This window comes from Microbacterium maritypicum, assembly GCF_041529975.1.
Classification (GTDB): Bacteria; Actinomycetota; Actinomycetes; order Actinomycetales; family Microbacteriaceae; genus Microbacterium.
In genome coordinates this window covers 3738600-3755289 of sequence record NZ_CP168030.1, presented here as the reverse complement: position 1 = coordinate 3755289, position 16690 = coordinate 3738600, and the positions used below count along the sequence as shown (strand labels likewise).

General features: G+C 69.9%; 19 protein-coding genes. 11 read left to right on the top strand and 8 right to left on the bottom strand.

Features of this window, described 5'->3' with window-relative positions; translation table 11 throughout:
* The first annotated feature begins 85 nt into the window (after window positions 1-85).
* Window positions 86-1558 (top strand): MATE family efflux transporter, encoded by a 1473-nt coding sequence (locus tag ACCO44_RS18195; protein ID WP_372467680.1) that lies wholly within the window; start codon window positions 86-88, stop codon window positions 1556-1558.
* 137 nt (window positions 1559-1695) lie between these two features.
* Window positions 1696-2112, top strand: coding sequence for a hypothetical protein (locus ACCO44_RS18190; RefSeq protein WP_372467679.1), 417 nt, complete (start codon window positions 1696-1698; stop codon window positions 2110-2112).
* Between the two features lie 4 nt (window positions 2113-2116).
* On the opposite strand, the gene ACCO44_RS18185 is transcribed toward ACCO44_RS18190, so the two are convergent.
* Window positions 2117-3826 carry an AMP-binding protein gene (locus tag ACCO44_RS18185; protein ID WP_372467678.1) on the bottom strand — a complete coding sequence of 570 codons (1710 nt, stop codon included), beginning with the start codon at window positions 3824-3826 and terminating at the stop codon, window positions 2117-2119.
* A gap of 64 nt (window positions 3827-3890) precedes the next feature.
* Window positions 3891-4358, bottom strand: a complete 468-nt coding sequence (locus tag ACCO44_RS18180) for an Lrp/AsnC family transcriptional regulator (protein ID WP_372467677.1) — start codon at window positions 4356-4358, stop codon at window positions 3891-3893.
* Between the two features lie 112 nt (window positions 4359-4470).
* On the opposite strand from ACCO44_RS18180, the gene ACCO44_RS18175 reads away from it, so the two are divergent.
* Complete coding sequence (locus tag ACCO44_RS18175) at window positions 4471-5712, top strand: PLP-dependent aspartate aminotransferase family protein (RefSeq protein WP_372467676.1); 1242 nt, start codon at window positions 4471-4473, stop codon at window positions 5710-5712.
* Here ACCO44_RS18175 and ACCO44_RS18170 read toward each other — a convergent pair.
* Window positions 5646-6131 (bottom strand): acyl-CoA thioesterase, encoded by a 486-nt coding sequence (locus ACCO44_RS18170; protein WP_105711745.1) that lies wholly within the window; start codon window positions 6129-6131, stop codon window positions 5646-5648. The genes ACCO44_RS18175 and ACCO44_RS18170 overlap by 67 nt on opposite strands.
* A 215-nt stretch (window positions 6132-6346) precedes the next feature.
* Here ACCO44_RS18170 and ACCO44_RS18165 point away from each other — a divergent pair, with 215 nt between their 5' ends.
* The 4 genes from ACCO44_RS18165 (at window position 6347) to ACCO44_RS18150 (ending at window position 9789) form a co-directional block, all read left to right on the top strand.
* On the top strand, window positions 6347-7774 hold the full coding sequence (locus ACCO44_RS18165) for a hypothetical protein (RefSeq protein ID WP_372467675.1): 1428 nt from the start codon (window positions 6347-6349) through the stop codon (window positions 7772-7774).
* 213 nt (window positions 7775-7987) lie between these two features.
* Entirely contained in the window at window positions 7988-8494 is a 507-nt protein-coding gene (locus ACCO44_RS18160) for a hypothetical protein (RefSeq protein ID WP_372467674.1), read from the top strand.
* Between the two features lie 87 nt (window positions 8495-8581).
* Window positions 8582-9199, top strand: a complete 618-nt coding sequence (locus tag ACCO44_RS18155) for a ClpP family protease (protein WP_205828690.1) — start codon at window positions 8582-8584, stop codon at window positions 9197-9199.
* Complete coding sequence (locus ACCO44_RS18150) at window positions 9196-9789, top strand: ClpP family protease (RefSeq protein WP_372467673.1); 594 nt, start codon at window positions 9196-9198, stop codon at window positions 9787-9789. Before ACCO44_RS18155 ends, ACCO44_RS18150 begins: the two co-directional genes overlap by 4 nt.
* 1 nt (window position 9790) lies before the next feature.
* Here the strand turns inward: ACCO44_RS18150 and ACCO44_RS18145 are convergent, their stop codons facing one another.
* The 3 genes from ACCO44_RS18145 to ribA all read right to left on the bottom strand — a co-directional run bounded on the left by ACCO44_RS18145 (window position 9791) and on the right by ribA (window position 11431).
* Entirely contained in the window at window positions 9791-10162 is a 372-nt protein-coding gene (locus ACCO44_RS18145) for a helix-turn-helix domain-containing protein (RefSeq protein ID WP_372467672.1), read from the bottom strand.
* 107 nt (window positions 10163-10269) lie between these two features.
* Window positions 10270-10743 (bottom strand): MarR family winged helix-turn-helix transcriptional regulator, encoded by a 474-nt coding sequence (locus ACCO44_RS18140; RefSeq protein ID WP_105711722.1) that lies wholly within the window; start codon window positions 10741-10743, stop codon window positions 10270-10272.
* A gap of 28 nt (window positions 10744-10771) precedes the next feature.
* Window positions 10772-11431, bottom strand: coding sequence for a GTP cyclohydrolase II (gene ribA, locus ACCO44_RS18135; protein ID WP_372467671.1), 660 nt, complete (start codon window positions 11429-11431; stop codon window positions 10772-10774).
* A 128-nt stretch (window positions 11432-11559) separates the two neighbouring features.
* Between ribA and ACCO44_RS18130 the strand changes: the two genes are divergently transcribed.
* Entirely contained in the window at window positions 11560-12579 is a 1020-nt protein-coding gene (locus ACCO44_RS18130) for a zinc-dependent alcohol dehydrogenase family protein (RefSeq protein ID WP_372467670.1), read from the top strand.
* On the opposite strand, the gene ACCO44_RS18125 is transcribed toward ACCO44_RS18130, so the two are convergent.
* The gene (locus tag ACCO44_RS18125; protein WP_372467669.1) at window positions 12569-13495 is read right to left on the bottom strand and encodes a DMT family transporter; all 927 of its coding nucleotides are present in this window, start codon (window positions 13493-13495) and stop codon (window positions 12569-12571) included. The two genes, ACCO44_RS18130 and ACCO44_RS18125, sit on opposite strands and share 11 nt — an antisense overlap.
* Window positions 13496-13601: 106 nt before the next feature.
* Here ACCO44_RS18125 and ACCO44_RS18120 point away from each other — a divergent pair, with 106 nt between their 5' ends.
* Window positions 13602-14441, top strand: a complete 840-nt coding sequence (locus ACCO44_RS18120) for a sulfurtransferase (RefSeq protein ID WP_372467668.1) — start codon at window positions 13602-13604, stop codon at window positions 14439-14441.
* Here the strand turns inward: ACCO44_RS18120 and ACCO44_RS18115 are convergent.
* Window positions 14429-15352 carry a hypothetical protein gene (locus ACCO44_RS18115; protein WP_372467667.1) on the bottom strand — a complete coding sequence of 308 codons (924 nt, stop codon included), beginning with the start codon at window positions 15350-15352 and terminating at the stop codon, window positions 14429-14431. The two genes, ACCO44_RS18120 and ACCO44_RS18115, sit on opposite strands and share 13 nt — an antisense overlap.
* A 304-nt stretch (window positions 15353-15656) precedes the next feature.
* On the opposite strand from ACCO44_RS18115, the gene ACCO44_RS18110 reads away from it, so the two are divergent.
* Window positions 15657-16307, top strand: a complete 651-nt coding sequence (locus ACCO44_RS18110; protein WP_372467666.1) for an acyl-CoA synthetase — start codon at window positions 15657-15659, stop codon at window positions 16305-16307.
* The gene (locus ACCO44_RS18105; protein ID WP_372467665.1) at window positions 16304-16657 is read left to right on the top strand and encodes a hypothetical protein; all 354 of its coding nucleotides are present in this window, start codon (window positions 16304-16306) and stop codon (window positions 16655-16657) included. The genes ACCO44_RS18110 and ACCO44_RS18105 overlap by 4 nt, the downstream gene beginning before the upstream one ends.
* Window positions 16658-16690: the final 33 nt, after the last annotated feature.

The following is a 16690-nucleotide window of genomic DNA, read 5'->3' as shown; positions in this document are numbered from 1 at the left end:
AGATCGGGGATACCGCTCCGCCGAATCGATTCGATAGGCTTGTTCGAGCCCCGATCCGTCCCCCAGTTCTGCGAGCCGCCCCTTCATGGCCACCTCCCTCACCACGGGCCGCCCGTGGCGCGTCATCCTCGCCTTCTCCATCCCGCTGCTCCTCGGCAACGTGGTGCAGCAGCTGTACCAGTTCGCCGATGCGATCGTCGTCGGACGGCACCTCGGCGTCACCTCCCTCGCGGCGGTGGGCGCGACCGGCAGCCTGCTGTTCCTGCTGCTCGGCTTCGCCTGGGGTCTGACGAGCGGATTCGCGATCCCCATCGCGCAGGCCTTCGGTGCGCGGGACGATGCGGCCGTGCGCCGCTCGGTGGCCACGGGTGTGTTCCTCAGTGCCATCACGAGCGTGATCCTGACGGTCGCAGCCCCCCTCCTCGCCGGCCCGATCCTCACCCTGCTGCAGACACCTCCGGAGCTGATGGCCGAAGCCACGATCTTCACGCAGATCAGCTTCCTCGGTGCCAGCGCGACGATGTTCTTCAACTACCTCTCCGCGATCATCCGCGCGATCGGCGACTCCAAGACGCCGCTGGTGTTCCTCACCGTCTCGTGCGCGCTGAACGTCGGGCTCGTCGTGCTGATGGTCGGTCCTCTCGAATGGGGCGTGGGTGGTGCCGCTCTCGCGACCGTGGTCGCGCAGGCCGTCTCGGTGGCGCTCTGCCTCGAGTTCGTCCGCCGGCGCCTGCCGATGCTGCACCTGCGTCGTGCCGACTGGCGGATCACCGGGGACGACATCGCCGAGCACCTGCGCCTCGGCCTGCCCATGGGCTTCCAGGCGTCGATCATCGCGATCGGCACACTCACGGTGCAGGTCGCGCTGAACACCCTCGGGGCCGACGCCGTCGCCGCTTACACGACCGGTTCCCGGGTCGACAGCCTCGCGGTCGCGCTGCTGTCGTCGCTGGGCCTCGCGGTCTCGATGTACGCCGCGCAGAACCACGGCGGCCGCCGCCCCGACCGCATCCGTCGCGGAGTCGTCGAGGCGACCTGGATGGCGGTCGCCGCCGGTGTGGTGCTCGGTGGCCTGCTGATCGCGTTCGGCGCGCCCATGGTGCGGCTGTTCATCGGTGCGGGGTCGGACGACGTCGTCGACATGGCTCACCGGATGCTCATCATCAACGGCTGCGGCTACTGGGCGCTGGGCATGCTGTTCGTGCTGCGCGGCGCGCTGCAGGGACTCGGCCACACACTCGTGCCCACCGTGACCGGGGTGATCGAGCTGGTGATGCGTGTGGGCGCGGCCATCGTGCTGGGCGCGTGGATCGGGTTCGACGGCGTCGCGCTGAGCAACCCGCTCGCCTGGGTGGGCGCGATCGTGCTGCTGGTCCCGGCCTACGTGCGGGCACACCGCGAGCTCGGACGGCTTCCGGTCGCACCGGCCGAGGCCACCGAGACCTCGGCGATCGCGATCGTCGGACCGACCGACGGCTCGATGGTCGTGGATGCCGTCGTCACCCAGCCGTTGCGCGTCGTCCGCCCCCGTCGTCTGCGGTGGCCGAGCCGCCGCTGAACTCTCGTCCCGTCCGAATCGGCGCCGCGAGATCTCCGTCTGCAGGATGATGCGGATGGGACTTGAGACGGATGGCCTTTCCGCGACACACTTCTAGTGTCGAGGTAGCGGAGTTTCCGCTGGACCGGGGGGTCGTCATGACGACAATGAGAGTGGCCAACGATTTGGCCGAGGTGATGGTGCCGATCGGGTACGTGGGTGCGGCCATCGCCGGTGCCTGTGCGATCGTCGCTGCGGTCGCGGTCATCCGGAGCTCTGGAGGGCTCGTCGGGGGTGCGGTCGGCGTATGGATCGTGGGCGCGCTGATGAGCTTCACCGCGTCGTTCGCGCAGCAGTGGCTGCCGTTGATATTGGCGTGCGCCTCGCTCGTGGGCATGCTCCTCATCGGCGGGGTCGTGCGGGCCATCATGAGTGCGGCCGGAGCCGGGCGGACGAACGATGCGGCGGCCGATGCACTGCCCCGGGCGGTCTCCCCGACCGCGCCGGCAGTCGTGTCGAAGCCGTCGCTCGCGACGAAGTCCGCGGCGACGGCCTCGATCCCGGTCGTGTCCTGAGCGCTCAGCGGTAGTCGCGGTCGCGGTGCTGTCCGGTCTCGTCGCCGGATCCGACCCGTGCCGCTTCCCGCGCACGCAGCTCGACGCGGCGGATCTTCCCGGAGATCGTCTTCGGCAGCTCGGGGACGAACTCGATGATCCGCACCCACAGGTGCGACGACAGTCGCTCGTGCGCGTAGGTGAAGATCGCGCGAGCCGCGTCTTCCGCGCCCTCGGTGGCATCCGGGGTCAGGCAGACGTACGCCTTCGGCACGGCCAGACGCGTGGGGTCGGGGCTCGGGATCACGGCCGCCTCGATCACCAGGTCGTGCTCGAGCAGCACCGACTCGAGTTCGAACGGGGAGATCTTGTAGTCGGAGGCCTTGAACACGTCGTCCGAGCGACCGATGTACGTGAGGTAGCCGTCGTCGTCGCGCACCGCGATGTCGCCGGTGTGGTGGAAGCCGCCCGCCCGGGACTCGGCCGTCTTCGCCTGGTCTTCGTAGTACCCGGCCATGAGCCCGAGCGGCGGCTGCGACAGGTCGAGCGCGATCTCCCCCTCGCTCTCGACGACGTCTCCGGTGACCGGGTCGAGCAGCACGACCGGGTAGCCGGGCAGCGGGCGTCCCATCGACCCGACCTTGACGGGCTGGCCGGGGGAGTTGCCGATGCAGGCCGTCATCTCGGTCTGTCCGAAGCCATCGCGGATCGTGCCGCCCCAGGCGTCGCGCACGCGGTCGATGACCTCGGGGTTCAGCGGCTCGCCGGCGCCGACGAGCTCGCGCGGCGGGTGGGTGAGGCGCGCGAGGTCGGCCTGGATCAGCATCCGCCACACGGTCGGCGGCGCGCAGAAGGTGGACACGTGGTGGGTGTCCATGACCTGCATGAGGGTGTTCGCGTCGAAGCGGTCGTAGTTGTAGACGAACACGGTCGCCTCGGCCAGGAAGGGGGAGTAGAAGCTCGACCACGCGTGCTTCGCCCAGCCGGGGGACGAGATGTTGAGGTGCACATCGTCGGGTCGCACGCCGAGCCACCACATGGTCGACAGGTGCCCGACCGGGTACGAGACGTGGGTGTGCTGCACGAGCTTCGGCCGGTTCGTGGTGCCCGAGGTGAAGTAGAGCAGGGCGGTGTCGGTCGCGGGGGTCGGGCCATCGGGCTCGAAGACGGTCGGTCCGGTGGTCGAGTCGGTGAAGCGTGCCCACTCGGAGGGGATGCCGTCGCCGACGCCGATGCGGAGGATGCCGGGGTCGATGTCCGCGAGCCGATCGGCGAGCGGGCCGAGGGTGACGACTGCGCCGGCACGACCGTGTTCGACGCGGTACGCGAGATCGGAGGCGGAGAGCAGAGTGGAGGTCGGGATCGACACGGCGCCGATCTTCGTGATCGCCAGCATCACCTCCCACAGCTCGATCGTGTTGTTCAGCATCACGATCACGTGGTCGCCGCGGCGGATGCCGAGACCGGTGAGCCAGGCCGCGACCTGATCGGAGCGTGTCGAAAGCTCGCCGTAGGTCCAGGTGCGCAGGCTCAGGTCGGCCTCGACGATCTGCACGGCCGGCCGGTCGGGGTTCTCGCCGGCGATCACGTCGAACCACTCGAGTGCGAAGTTGAACTCGTCGACCTCAGGCCAGGCGAACCCCGCACGGGCCGCGGCGTAGTCGGTGGCGTTCGCGAAGAGGAAGTCCCGCATCTCGCGAATGGTGTGCGTGGCGGCGGTGGCGCTGCGGCTCATGGTGCTCCCTTGCTCCGGTGCGGACGTGCATTCCATCTTCGCGCAGGTCACCCGGATCCCGGGGTCACCGCGGCAGGACGCCCGGACCGTCGCGCAGCTCGAACACGAGCTGGGTCTCGGTGCCGCGCACGACCGGGTGCACCGTGATGTGCTCCAGCACGATGTCCCGGAGGGCGGTCGCGTCCTGCACCGCCACGTGCACCAGGAAGTCGTCGACTCCTGCCACATGGAAGACCTGCAGCACCCGCGGGACGCTCGCGAGTGCGTCGAACAGCGCGGTCACCTTGGCGCCGGTGTGATTGGCGAGGCGCACCTTGATGATCGCCTGCAGGGGGAAGCCGAGGGCCGCCCCGTCGATGCGGATGCGGGTGTCGCGGATCACGCCCCGCTCGCGCAGCGCCCGCACGCGGTGTGCGCAGGTCGACTCGGCGAGGCCGAGACGGTGCGCCAGGGCCTTGTTGGTCGTCTCGGCGTCACGGGTGAGGATCGCCAGCAGCTCGAGGTCGATCTCGTCGAGTTGTGCTTTCGCCAATGTGCGCGCCTTTCGGATGCCGTATGCTGCACAGAATAGCGTTCAACGCCGAAATGACTGCATGTTCTGTCGAGTTCCTGCGCGGATTCTGTGATTCCGGCAACGTAGAGGCATGACTGCACCGCTGCATCCCGACACCGTCGCCGTCCACAGCGGGCGCTCCGATCTCGAGGGTCTCGGGGTCCACGCGCTGCCGATCGACCTGTCGACCACGAACCCGCTGCCCGACATCGAGCGCGGTGGCGACTCCTACGAGGCGATGGCCACCGGAGGCCGCCCGCCCGCCGACGGCAGCATGGTCTACGCGCGACTGTGGAACCCGACGGTCGCCCGCTTCGAAGAGGCGCTCGCCGAGCTCGAGCATGCCGAGGCTGCGGTGGCCTTCGCCTCGGGCATGGCGGCGATGACGGCCGTGATCCTCGCGCATACGGGGGCGACCGGCGCACGCCACGTCGTCGCGGTGCGTCCGCTCTACGGTGGAACCGACCACCTGCTCGGTTCCGGGCTGCTCGGCGTCGAGACGACGTACTGCCACCCCGACGAGGTGGCCGCGTCCATGCGGTCCGACACCGGGCTCGTGGTCGTCGAGACCCCCGCGAACCCCACGCTCGACATCGCCGACATCGCCGACGTGGTGCGCCAGGCGGGTTCCGTGCCGGTGGTGGTCGACAACACGTTCGCGACCCCGATCCTGCAGAACCCGATCGACCTGGGCGCCGCGATGTCACTGCACAGCGCGACCAAATACCTCGGCGGCCACGGCGATGTCATCGCCGGCGTCGTCGCCTGCAGCGAAGAGACCGCGGAGGCGCTGCGCCGCGTGCGGGCGGTGACCGGGGGGCTCCTGCATCCGCTCGGGGCGTACCTGCTGCACCGCGGTCTCACCACCCTGCCGGTGCGGGTGCGGCACCAGCAGGAGAGTGCGCGGCGGGTGGTGCAGTGGTTGATCGATCGTCCCGAGGTCGCCGAGGTCTTCTATCCGGGGCTCGACGGAGACCCGCGCGGCATCCTCGAGCGGCAGATGCGCGGCACGGGCGCGATGATCGCGATGCGGATGCGGGGCGGGTTCGCCGCGGCCTCCGCCGTCACGACGGCGACGACGCTGTTCACGCATGCGGTCTCGCTCGGCGGGGTCGACTCGCTGATCCAGCATCCGGCCGCGCTCACGCACCGCCCGGTGCCGCCCGAGGCACGTCCTGCCGCCGATGTGCTGCGTCTGTCGATCGGCCTCGAAGACGTCGACGATCTGATCGCCGATCTGTCTCAGGCGTTCGCGGCGGTCGCCGCTCAGAGCGAGGGAAGCCTGATCGTCCCGGTCGCGATGCGCTCGGTGGGCATCCGGTCGCGGTCGTAGGTGATCTCGCGGTAGCCGTGCGGGGTCGGCACTCCGTCGTCATCGAGGCTGACGAACACGATCTTCTCGATCGTGAGGATGCGCCTGCGCGTGATCATGTTGCGGGCGACCGCGCGCATCGTCAATGACGTCGTGCCGAAATGCGTGGCCTGCAGGCCGATCTCGATCAGGTCGCCCTGCACCGCCGACGCTTCGAAGTTGATCTCCGAGATGTGCTTGGTGACCGCGCGGTAGTTGCCCAGCTGGACGATCGCGTAGATCGCCGCCTCCTCGTCGATCCACTTCAGCAGGCTCCCGCCGAACAGCGAGCCGTTCGCGTTGAGATCTTCGGGGCGCACCCACTTGCGGGTGCGGAAGTTGAGTCCGTCTTCCGACCACGCCGGTGGCTTCTCGTTCGCGGGTGTCTTCTGCTTCGCCATGAGCATGAGGGTAGGCGGGCAGTGAGTCGGCGGTGTTACGGCTGGTTTTCCGGGGAGCGACAGGGGCCGCCAGGGCGCGTTTGTGGACTCACGACAAGAAACTGAGTCCCAGCGACTCTGAGACTTGGTTTCGACCGGCAAATCCGTGGGTCGCGTACCGGCGCGCCCATACAGTCGCCCGTGGCAACGACGCCACTGACCCCCGGGAGTCCTCGATGACGAGTACGAAACCCCACGCGCACGGCAACGGCATGCGCATCGCCGTGATCGTGCTCAGCCTGCTGTTGGCCACGATGGTGATCCTGTTCTTCGTGGTGACGAACAAGATCGCCGCCGGCGCCTCCGAACTCGCCGAAGGGACCACATCGGCGAAGAGCGGTTCGTCCGAGCTCGCCGCGGGTGCCGCCGACCTCTCGGACGGTGCCGATCAGCTCGCGGAAGGCAGCGAAGACCTCGCATCCGGTGCGGCCAGCGCGCAGGACGGGTCGCAGAAGGTGAGCGACGGGGCCACGAAGGCGGCGACCGGCGCGACGACTCTCGCGGAGGGCGCCGGAAGTCTCGCCACAGGCGCGGCCTCGGCCGTGGACGGCGCGGGCAGGGTCAGCGGGGGAGCGCAGACCGCGTTCACCGGAGCCCAGGAGCTCGCGTCGAAGATGGCGAAGGCGGATGCCGGAGCGCAGACCGTCGCGACGGGAGCAGCGAAGCTCGCGGCCGGCGTCGACGGTGCGCATCGATACACGAACGCCGTGCTCGCCGGTGCGGCCACCCTGAGCGACACGTTGACCGCCGGCGTGACCCCCTCGGTGCGCACCCTCGCCCACCCCGACACGAAGACTGCCCTCCAGGGTCTGGCCGCTACCGCCCCCGGCAACTCCCAGCAGCTCCGTGATGCCCTCGCCGCGATGTCGGCGGCGGACCCGGACAACGCGCAGCTGAAGGGGCTCGCTGCTCTCGCCGACGGTGTCGACAGGCAGGTGGATGCGATGGCGGCACCGACGGCGGCGGCCCCCGCGCTCGCGCAGGGACTCGTCGGCGCCGCAGACGGTGCGACGCGCGTCACGGCCGGAGTCGGGGCGATCGTGAACGGTGATCCGTCGAAGGGGTGGCCCGGAACGGTCGCCCTCGTCGCCCCGACGGGGGCCCCTGCGCTCGCCGCCGGCGCGCAGACCCTGAAGTCCGGCACCACGCAGCTCTCGGCGGGTGCCGCCAAGCTGGCATCGGGACTGCAGACGCTCTCTTCCGGAGCCTCCTCGCTGTACGCCGGAACCTCGAACCTCAGCGCCGGTGCGACCCGGCTGAACGACGGCGCGACCACGCTGGCCACCGGTATCGGCACGCTGCAGTCCGGAGCCGGTGATCTCGACGCGGGCATCGGAAAGCTGGCCGTCGGAGCCGATGCCGTGGCGCAGGGGTCGGGAGACCTCGCCGCGGGTGGCGACAAGCTCGAAGCCGGAGCCGCCGACCTCGCCGAGGGCAACGGCCTGATCGCGGAAGGATCCGGGACGCTCGCCACCGCGACGGCCGGAGCCGCGCCGTCGATCCTGCCCTGGATCCTCGGCATCGCGTTGGCCGGACTCGTCGCGATCGGCTTCTGGGTCGGCCACCGCGTCAGCCACCGTCGATCCCTGGCGCTGGCCGCCTGACCCCCACCCCACCCATCCCCCTGACCTGAGCGGGTGCCGCCCCACCGGCATCCGCTCAGGGCGCACCCGCACCCGCTGCGATCCACCGCGATTGGCGCGTCGCATCCGGAACGGGCACGATGGAATGCGGGGGAGTTTCCCGACCAGGATCCGATGCGGTCGTGTCCCGGGAAGAGGCCCCTCGCCCGTCCGCAATCGGGGAAGGATCTGTTCGTGGCTGGTCACGCGCCCGCAGGATCGACTCGGCCGCGTCGCCGCGCATGGTGGGTCATCGGGATCGTGGCGGGTGCCCTCGTCGCCCTCGTCCTCGTCGCCATGGCCATCCTGGATTCGAAGCCCGGTTTCACCACGAACGTGACGATCTCGCTGAGCTACGTTGCCGATGACGGGCAGAAATACTCCTGCACCTACGACTACAGCACTCCGGACCGGCTGCCGATGCCCGCCGACATCGCCGAGAGCATGAACTCCCGCGACTGGTCGCAAACCGGCCAGGAGATTTACGAATGGGCGAAGAGCCATCCGGCCGAGCACTGGACGACCGAGGATGAGCTGCCCGCAGACGACCCCGAGTCGACCCGGGCTGATGCGTCCTGGGGGCTCGCGATGGAGAAGTACGTCACGTTCCCCCCGTGGCTGATCGATGCGGGGGAGGGGGACGAGTACGCGCTGTGGTGGGAAGCGCGCGCGGGCAGCAACTGCGAAGACGGCTTGCGCTGAGACAGCGTCAGGACGTATCTGCTCAGGGCAGAGCCGCTCACGGCAGAATCCGGCCCGTAGCGCGAAGTGGCGACGGATGCTGGGGGCATGAGCGAAGACAACCCCTCCATCCCGCAGTTCGGCCCTGAGGCCCGGCGCGCACTGTTCCACGAGCGCGTGCTCGTGCTCGACGGTGCGCTCGACGACGACAACGGCACGCTGCTGATGACGCAGCTGCTCGCCCTGTCGGCGGAGGATCCCGCCGCCGACATCGCCCTCTGGATCCACTCGCCCGGCGGCTCGGTGCCGTCGATGCTCGCGATCCGCGACATCATGCGGCTCATCCCCAACGACGTGGCGACCCTCGCCCTCGGGCTCGCCTGCAGCGCGGGGCAGTTCCTGCTCTCCGCGGGCACCCCGGGCAAGCGGCGGGCCCTGCCGCACGCGCGCATCCTCATGCATCAGGGCTCGGCGGGCATCGGCGGGTCCGCGGGCGAGATCGAGACGCAGGCCGACGACCTGCGGCACACGCGTGACACGGTCCTGGGCCTCATCTCGGCCGACACGGGCCAACCCCTCGAGCGCATCTTCGAGGACTCGCTGCACGACCGCTGGTACACCGCGACCCAGGCGCAGGACTACGGCTTCATCGACGGGATCGTGGCCTCGATCGCCGAGGTGATGCCGCGACAACGCGCGCGCGTCGGACTGGGGGTGAACGCATGAGCACGTACTCGATCCCCAACGTCATCGCGCAGCATCCGCGGGGCGAGCGCATCATGGACGTCTACTCCCACCTGCTCGCCGAGCGCGTTATCTATCTCGGTACCGGCATCGACGCGGGTGTGGCGAACGCGCTCATCGCGCAGCTGCTGCACCTCGACGCGGACAGTCCGGAGAGCGGCATCCAGTTCTACATCAACAGCGAGGGCGGCGACCCCGGCGCGGCCCTGGCGATCTACGACACCATGCAGCACATCCGTCCGGCCATCGCGACGACCTGCGTCGGACAGGCGATCGGTCCCGCTGCGCTGCTCGTCGCCGCCGGAGCATCGGGCCAGCGCGCCGCGCTCGCGCACGCCCGCATCGTCCTGCATCAGCCGGCCGGCCAGTCGCGCGGTGCGATCCCCGATCTGATCCTCGCGGCCGACGAGGTGGTGCGGGTGCGGTCCGACATGGAGGAGATCCTCGCGAGGCACAGCGGGCGCACGGTTGCGGAGCTCCGCGCCGACACCGACCGCGACCGGGTGTTCACGGCATCCGCTGCCCTGGACTACGGACTGATCGACACGGTGCTCGGACCGCGGGGGCTGTGAGTCAGGCGGCGAGGGCGAAGGAGCCGCGCGACACCGACACCGCAGCGGACACCGACACCGCAGCGGATGCCGGCACCGCGGCCGAGCGCAGGTCATCGGCCACGGCGCTCGTGAGCTCGATCAGGCTCGTGTCGAGTGCGCCGGCGATGGCGGCGATCATCTCGCTCGACGGCTCCTTCAGCCCCCGCTCGACCTCGGAGAGGTACTGGGGCGAGACGCCCGCCATCTCCGCAGTCTCGGTGAGGGTCTCTTCGCGGTCGTGACGGCGGCGGCGCAGCTGGTCGCCCAGCATCTGACGCCACAGCGGCTCGGGCCCGCTCGACTTCGGGCGGTCGGGGCGAGGGGTGCGCGGGAACGAGATCAGGTCGGCCATGCCTCACGATAAACCGCGGCATCCTGCGGGTTCGAGCTGTTCTGCTCAGAGCAGAACAGCTGCCTGTTGAGGAGAGGAACTCGCGCACCTCGCCGCGGGTGATCGGGCTACAGCGCCGCGGTCACGCCGGGCAGGAGCTTGCTGAGGATCGCTTCGAGCTGCGCGCGCTCCTCCGCCGTGAGTGGATCGAGCACCAGTTCCCGCACCTGCTCGACGTGCACCGGAGCGGCCGTGCGCAGCATCTCGCGGCCTTCGGCGGTCAGGGTGGCCGAGAGCGTGCGCTTGTCGGAGCTGCACGAGGTGCGCTCCACCCAGCCGCGCTCCTCGAGCGAGTCGAGGGCGTGGCTCAGGCGTGAGCGGCTGAGGCCGGCGATGCGCGCGAGCTCCGTCATCGTCACGGTGCCTTCGCCCTGCCCGGCCAGCGTGACGAGGATGGCGTAGCGGGCGTGATTGAGCCCGACCTCTTCCTTCAAGGTGCGATCGAGCACCTGCGGCAGCAGCTGGACGAACCGGATGACGGGAAGCCATGTCGCCATCTCTCCGTCGTCGAGTCGACGCGGATGCTGTCCTGCCGCGGTCATGGTGCCCTCCTCGAGTGTCACGTCGGTGTCACGCCGCCGACAGGTCGAGCGTGTGGGCGGTGTGGTCCCGCTTGGCCTGCAGGTAGCGGGTGTTCGCCTCCGACAGGTGCACCTCGGTGGGCACGCGCTCGGAGACGCGGATGCCGAGGGCCTCGAGCTGCACGGCCTTGTCGGGGTTGTTGCTCAGCAGACGGATGCCGTCGACGCCGATCGCGTTCAGCATCTGCGCGGCGACGGTGTAGTCGCGCTCGTCTTCACCGTGGCCCAGGGCGACGTTGGCCTCATACGTGTCGAGTCCGGCGTCCTGCAGCGCGTACGCGTCGAGCTTGGCGTACAGGCCGATGCCGCGACCCTCCTGGCGCAGATACAGCAGGAAGCCGCCCTCGTCGGCGATGCGCTCCACAGCCTCGCGGAGCTGGGGGCCGCAGTCGCAGCGCTCCGAGCCGAAGACGTCACCGGTCAGGCACTCGCTGTGCGGGCGCACGAGGGGTGCGGCGCCCCCGTCGGCTGCGCGCTCGAGCGCCGCGCGCCAGTCGCCGAGGCCGAGCAGCAGGTGCTCGCGGCCGTCGATCAGGCCGTCGAAGGTGACGACGTCGGCGGTGGTGGAGAAGCCGTCCCCGAAGCGCAGCGGCACGCGGACGCGGGTGCGTTCCGTGGCGACCGGAGCGACGGTTGAAGTTTCAATCATGCCGGGTGCAACGCGCGGCCCGTCGAACTATTCCCGTCCGCAGCGATCCGAGGGGTGCCATGAGAGAGCCTCCCACCCGTGACGGAATCGGCGTTGACTGGATTCACGCGAGAGAAGGAGCAATACGAATGCGTGGAGTAGTCATGTACGCCCCCGGCGACGTCCGGGTCGAGGAGCGCGAGAAGCCGACGATCAGCCGACCGACGGATGCCGTCATCCGGCTCGCCGCGACCTGCATCTGCGGGTCGGACCTGTGGCCGTACCGCGGTGATGACAACGTCGAACACACCCCGATGGGGCACGAGTACGTCGGCGTCGTCGAGGAGATCGGCGACGCGGTGCAGACCCTGAAGGTCGGCGACTTCGTGGTCGGCTCGTTCATGGCCTCGGACAACACCTGCGAGATCTGCCAGGCGGGCTACCAGTCCCGCTGTGTGCACGTCGTCCCGATGGGGAAGTACGGCACCCAGGCCGAGTACTCGCTCATCCCGCACGCCGACGGCACGCTCGTCGTCACCCCCGGGCAGCCCGACGCCGACCTGATCCCCTCGCTGCTCGCGGCATCCGACGTGCTCGGCACGGGCTGGTTCGCGGCGGTCGCCGCCGAGGCCGGACCGGGGAAGACCGTCGCCGTCGTCGGTGATGGAGCCGTGGGGCTGCTCGGCATCCTCGCCGCCCGCGAACTCGGGGCCGAGCGCATCATCGCGATGAGCCGGCACGCCGACCGGCAGGCGCTGGCACGCGAGTTCGGCGCCACCGACATCGTCGAAGAGCGCGGAGACGAGGGGGTGGCGCGCATCAAGGAGCTCACGAACGGGCTCGGCGCGCACTCGGTGATCGAGGCGGTCGGCACGCAGGAGTCGATGATGCAGGCGATCCGTTCGACCCGCCCCGGCGGACACGTCGGCTACGTCGGCGTCTCGCACGACGTGGCACTGCCCGGTGAAGAGCTGTTCTTCTCCGGCGTGCATCTGCACGGAGGGCCCGCTCCGGTGCGGCGTTTCCTGCCCCAGCTGATCCAGCTCATCTGGGACCGCAAGATCGACCCCGGCAAGGTGTTCGACCTCACCCTCCCACTCGAGGATGCCGCCGAGGGATATCGCGCGATGGACGAGCGTCGCGCCACCAAGGTGCTGCTCACGGTCTGACGTCGTCGAGCGGCGGCGGCGGCGAGCCGCCGCTCTCGGCTCGCCGCCGCACGAGCTTCAGCTCGCTCGCGAGGATCCCGAGCACGACGAGCGCTCCGCCGATGAGCGCGGTCGCGGGCAGTCGCTCACCGGCGATGCGCCCGATGACCCCTGCCCACACCGGCTCGCCGGCGTAGATGATGGTCGCGCGGGTGGGGGAGACCGACTTCTGCGCCCAGTTCATGGTCAGCTGGATCAGGCAGCTCGCCGCGCCCAGCCCCACCGCGCAGCCGACCCAGATCCATGAGAACTCCGGCACGCCCTCACCCACCACCGGCATCGTGAGCAGCCCCAGCACTCCGGCGGTCAGCAGCTGGATGACGGTGATGCGGCCGAGGTCGATCTTCCCGGCGAACAGGCTGATCAGGATGATCTCGGCCGCGATGGGCAGAGTGCTGATCATGGTCGCGATCTCGCCGGCGCCGAGGGTGAGGGCGAAGGCGTCGGGCCCGGCGATCAGCAGCAGCCCCACGAACGCCAGCCCGGCACCCGCGAAGGCCATGGCCGGCGGTCGCTTGCGGAACACGGCCCACTGCGCGAACGGAACCAGCGGCACGTACATCGCGGTGATGAAGGCCGAGGTGCTGCTGTCGATGGTCTGCAGCCCGAGCGTCTGCAGCCCGTAGCCGAGGTAGATCATGACGCCGATCGCGACGCCGGCGCCGACATCACGCCAGCGGATGCCGCGCAGCACGCGGCGGAAGATGACGACGCTGATCAGTCCCGCGATCAGGAACCGGATGCCGACGAAGAACCAGGGCCCCGAGTGCTCCATCGCCCAGTGCACGAGCAGGAACGTGCCGCCCCACACCGCGGTGATCGCGATGAGTGCGGCCTCTTGGGGGCGGAGCCGCATCCACCGAAGACGAGAGGGCATCGCTGGCCCTTTCTCGACGTTGCCGGATCGAGCATAGTCGCGCGGATCGTGACGGGAGAAGACGGCCCCGACCCGGATGCTGCCGCAGACTCGGTAGCCTCGCAGGATGAGTGACTTCGTGAGTGCATCCGAGCTGAACGACCTGCTGAACGCCGATGCGCCCGTGCGTGTGATCGACGTGCGGTGGCGGCTGGATCGACCCGAGGCCGGGCATGACGATTACCTGACGGGCCACATCCCCGGTGCCGTGTTCGCCGCGCTGGACACGGAGCTCGCCACCCACGGCGATCCCTCGGAGGGGCGGCATCCGCTGCCCTCGACGGCGACGCTGCAGGCCGCGGCCCGTCGCTGGGGCGTCCGGGCGGGCGACACGGTCGTGGCCTACGACGACTTCACGGGCATCTCGGCGGCACGCGCCTGGTGGCTGCTGCGCCAGGGCGGTGTCGATGTGCGTGTGCTCGACGGCGGCATCCGGGGCTGGCAGGCCGAAGGCTTCGAGGTCGCGACCGATGATGTGGTGCCCGAGCCCGGCGATGTCGTGCTCGACGAGATCGGCGGCGACGCGCTGTCGATCGACGAGACGGCCGCATTCCCGCAGTCTGGCGTGCTGATCGACGCGCGAGCGGCCGACCGGTACCGCGGCGAGTCGGAGCCGTACGACCCGGTCGCCGGACACATCCCCGGCGCGCGGAACCTCCCCGAATCCGTGCACTTCGATGCGGCGGGCCGGATCCTCGACCGCGAGACGATCCTGGCGTCCTTCGCCGAGATCGGGGTGACACCCGGCACGCCGGTCGCCGCCTACTGCGGGTCCGGCGTCACGGCCGCCCACACCGCACTCGTCCTGCACGAGGTCGGCATCGACGCCCGGGTCTTCCCCGGCTCGTGGAGCCAGTGGTCCAACACTCCGGGCCGGCCGGTCGCCACGGGAGATCAGCCCGGCTGATCCTCCCGTGTGCCGTACCCCCAGTGCAGCCCGAGCGCGCCGGGACCGAACGCGCGCCGCACCAGGTGCACCGACGTCCCGCGGGTGAGCGGCACCGCGGTCACGGTGACGCCCTCCGGGGTCTCGACCCGCTCCTCGCACCAGTCCGGCACGGCATCCGGGTGGAACCGCGTCCACACCAGCAGCTCTCTGGCCTTCTGTGCCAGGGCGTGACCGGTGTCCCGCATCGGCGGGTAGTCGGGCGGATACGTCACCGACCACTCGACCATCGCCGTGTCCGGTGCGGTCAGGGGCACGTCGAGCTCGAAGAGCACCCCGTGCACCTCGCCGTCGGGGTGCGAGTACCGGGCGGTGATGCGTCCGCCCGAGACGGCGCTCAGGACCGGTGCCGGTGTGCTCACGCCCGGCGTGATCTCGAGGAACGGGATGGCCGTGATCGTGCCGATCGTGGACTGCACGATGCTGCGGGTGATGCTGTACGCGACGTTGCCGTCGGCGTCGACGTCGGTCACGGAGTGCGTCGTCAGCTCGCGCGAGGTGTCGGGGTACGACGCGCCCAGCGCCTCGAAGGCGACCATGACGGCACGTTCCAGTTCCTCCTCGTCGAGGGGGAACCGGTTCGGTCCGAGGGGACCGGTCCGGTTCGTGGGCCCGAGGTGTCGGCGCAGCGCTCCGGCGTCGAGGCCGAGGAGGTCTTCGATGTCGACCAGCGCGGCGAGCGACTGCGCACCTTCCGGGCGTCGCGCGCCCGAGCGCCAATAGCTCAGCGTGGCCATCGACACGCGGTTCCCGCGCATGTTGAGCTGCTGATGCAGCCAGGACAGGGTCACGTGCCGCGCGTTGATCGCGTCGCGCAGGGCCGCCGCGAAGGCATCGGATACGGACCTGCGTTCGTCATACTCGTAACTCATCACAGCCCCCGTCCGGTATGTGAAGACCACCGCCCTAAAGTGAGCATACGACCGCACGCGCGCACCTCAGGGGACCGGGTGGGCATGTGGGGTCACTTGGCCGTCATCGCAGGCAGGGTGCCCGACCCTGCGAAGACCGGCCTGACGCAGTGATGCCCCCCTTGCTGCGTACGTCGTGAAGCCCGGCAATCGATCTGGGGAGATCAGCCGGGCTTCACGAATCCTCCTCCGCACGCCCGCGGGCGCTGCGACTCCGCGCCCCCGCGTAGACTGGGAGGAACACCCCGGAGGACTCTGGACCGTCATGTCTGCCCCTGTTCGCGCATTCACCATGCGCCACGTGCAATTGCTGCGCGCGCTGTTCGCCGCCGTCGCGGCTCTGATGATCACGTTCTCGTCGGACCACTCCGCCCCTGTCGGCCTCTCGGTCTTCAGCGGCTTCGTCTTCACCACCGCGCTCGTGCAGCTGCTCGCGGCCTGGCTGGTGCTCCCGCCAGGCTCGCGCTGGTCGTACATCCTGCTCGCCGCGCTCGGCGTCGTCGCCGGTGGCGTGAGCGGCATCCCGGCCTGGCGATCCGACGACCTGTTCTTCATCGTCGTGTCCTCCTGGGCGATCGTGAGCGGCGGCATCGAGATCCTCGCCGGCATCCGCTCGCGTCGTACCGCTGATCCGCTCTCGCGCGACGCGATCACCGTCGGCGCGTTGGGCGTGCTGTTGGGCATCGTCCTGCTGCTGATCCCGGCCGGATTCCTGCAGGAGTACACGATCGAGAAGGCCGGAACGTTCGTCCTGTCCGGCATCATCCTCGGTGTCGGCATGTTCGGCGGCTACGCGGCGATCGTCGCGGTCTTCCTCGGCATCGCCGGGCTCACCCCGAAGCGGGTGGATGCCGCCGCCGCGGCCACCGAATCGAACGACAGCACCGCCCCTGCGGAGCACGGAGGAGAGCGATGAGCGACGAGAAGCCCACCCGTCGGGACATCCTGCGCCCGCTGCACCTGCTGCTGATCGCGCTGGGCTGCGGCGTGTTCGCCATGGTTGTCACGCTCGTCTCCACCGGCGCTTTCACCACGCGCGTGAACACGGCGATCGCGAACGGCACCTACGACGGGCTCACGCCGATCGCGCTCGGGCTCGTCGTCGGCGGAGGGGCGTTCATCATCACTCTGCTGATCCTGGCGATGCTGATCCTCGCGGTCGACCCCGCCGACGTCACCAAGACCATCGACCGTCCGGTGCTGTACGACCCGGAGCCCGAGGGCGAGGCGGAGGGCGACGAGCCCGGCCGCACGTCGTCCTCGTGACGGGCGAGGGAGCCGCGCCTTTCACGGCACTCG

What these genes read in the sequence shown, in the direction of transcription:
- ACCO44_RS18195 (WP_372467680.1), top strand. Translation starts at nt 86, where the DNA reads ATGGCCACCTCCCTCACCACGGGCCGCCCGTGGCGCGTCATCCTCGCC.
- ACCO44_RS18190 (WP_372467679.1), top strand. Translation starts at nt 1,696, where the DNA reads ATGACGACAATGAGAGTGGCCAACGATTTGGCCGAGGTGATGGTGCCG.
- ACCO44_RS18185 (WP_372467678.1), bottom strand. Translation starts at nt 3,826, where the DNA reads ATGAGCCGCAGCGCCACCGCCGCCACGCACACCATTCGCGAGATGCGG.
- ACCO44_RS18175 (WP_372467676.1), top strand. Translation starts at nt 4,471, where the DNA reads ATGACTGCACCGCTGCATCCCGACACCGTCGCCGTCCACAGCGGGCGC.
- ACCO44_RS18170 (WP_105711745.1), bottom strand. Translation starts at nt 6,131, where the DNA reads ATGGCGAAGCAGAAGACACCCGCGAACGAGAAGCCACCGGCGTGGTCG.
- ACCO44_RS18165 (WP_372467675.1), top strand. Translation starts at nt 6,347, where the DNA reads ATGACGAGTACGAAACCCCACGCGCACGGCAACGGCATGCGCATCGCC.
- ACCO44_RS18155 (WP_205828690.1), top strand. Translation starts at nt 8,582, where the DNA reads ATGAGCGAAGACAACCCCTCCATCCCGCAGTTCGGCCCTGAGGCCCGG.
- ACCO44_RS18150 (WP_372467673.1), top strand. Translation starts at nt 9,196, where the DNA reads ATGAGCACGTACTCGATCCCCAACGTCATCGCGCAGCATCCGCGGGGC.
- ACCO44_RS18145 (WP_372467672.1), bottom strand. Translation starts at nt 10,162, where the DNA reads ATGGCCGACCTGATCTCGTTCCCGCGCACCCCTCGCCCCGACCGCCCG.
- ACCO44_RS18140 (WP_105711722.1), bottom strand. Translation starts at nt 10,743, where the DNA reads ATGACCGCGGCAGGACAGCATCCGCGTCGACTCGACGACGGAGAGATG.
- ribA (WP_372467671.1), bottom strand. Translation starts at nt 11,431, where the DNA reads ATGATTGAAACTTCAACCGTCGCTCCGGTCGCCACGGAACGCACCCGC.
- ACCO44_RS18130 (WP_372467670.1), top strand. Translation starts at nt 11,560, where the DNA reads ATGCGTGGAGTAGTCATGTACGCCCCCGGCGACGTCCGGGTCGAGGAG.
- ACCO44_RS18125 (WP_372467669.1), bottom strand. Translation starts at nt 13,495, where the DNA reads ATGCCCTCTCGTCTTCGGTGGATGCGGCTCCGCCCCCAAGAGGCCGCA.
- ACCO44_RS18120 (WP_372467668.1), top strand. Translation starts at nt 13,602, where the DNA reads ATGAGTGACTTCGTGAGTGCATCCGAGCTGAACGACCTGCTGAACGCC.
- ACCO44_RS18115 (WP_372467667.1), bottom strand. Translation starts at nt 15,352, where the DNA reads ATGAGTTACGAGTATGACGAACGCAGGTCCGTATCCGATGCCTTCGCG.
- ACCO44_RS18110 (WP_372467666.1), top strand. Translation starts at nt 15,657, where the DNA reads ATGTCTGCCCCTGTTCGCGCATTCACCATGCGCCACGTGCAATTGCTG.
- ACCO44_RS18105 (WP_372467665.1), top strand. Translation starts at nt 16,304, where the DNA reads ATGAGCGACGAGAAGCCCACCCGTCGGGACATCCTGCGCCCGCTGCAC.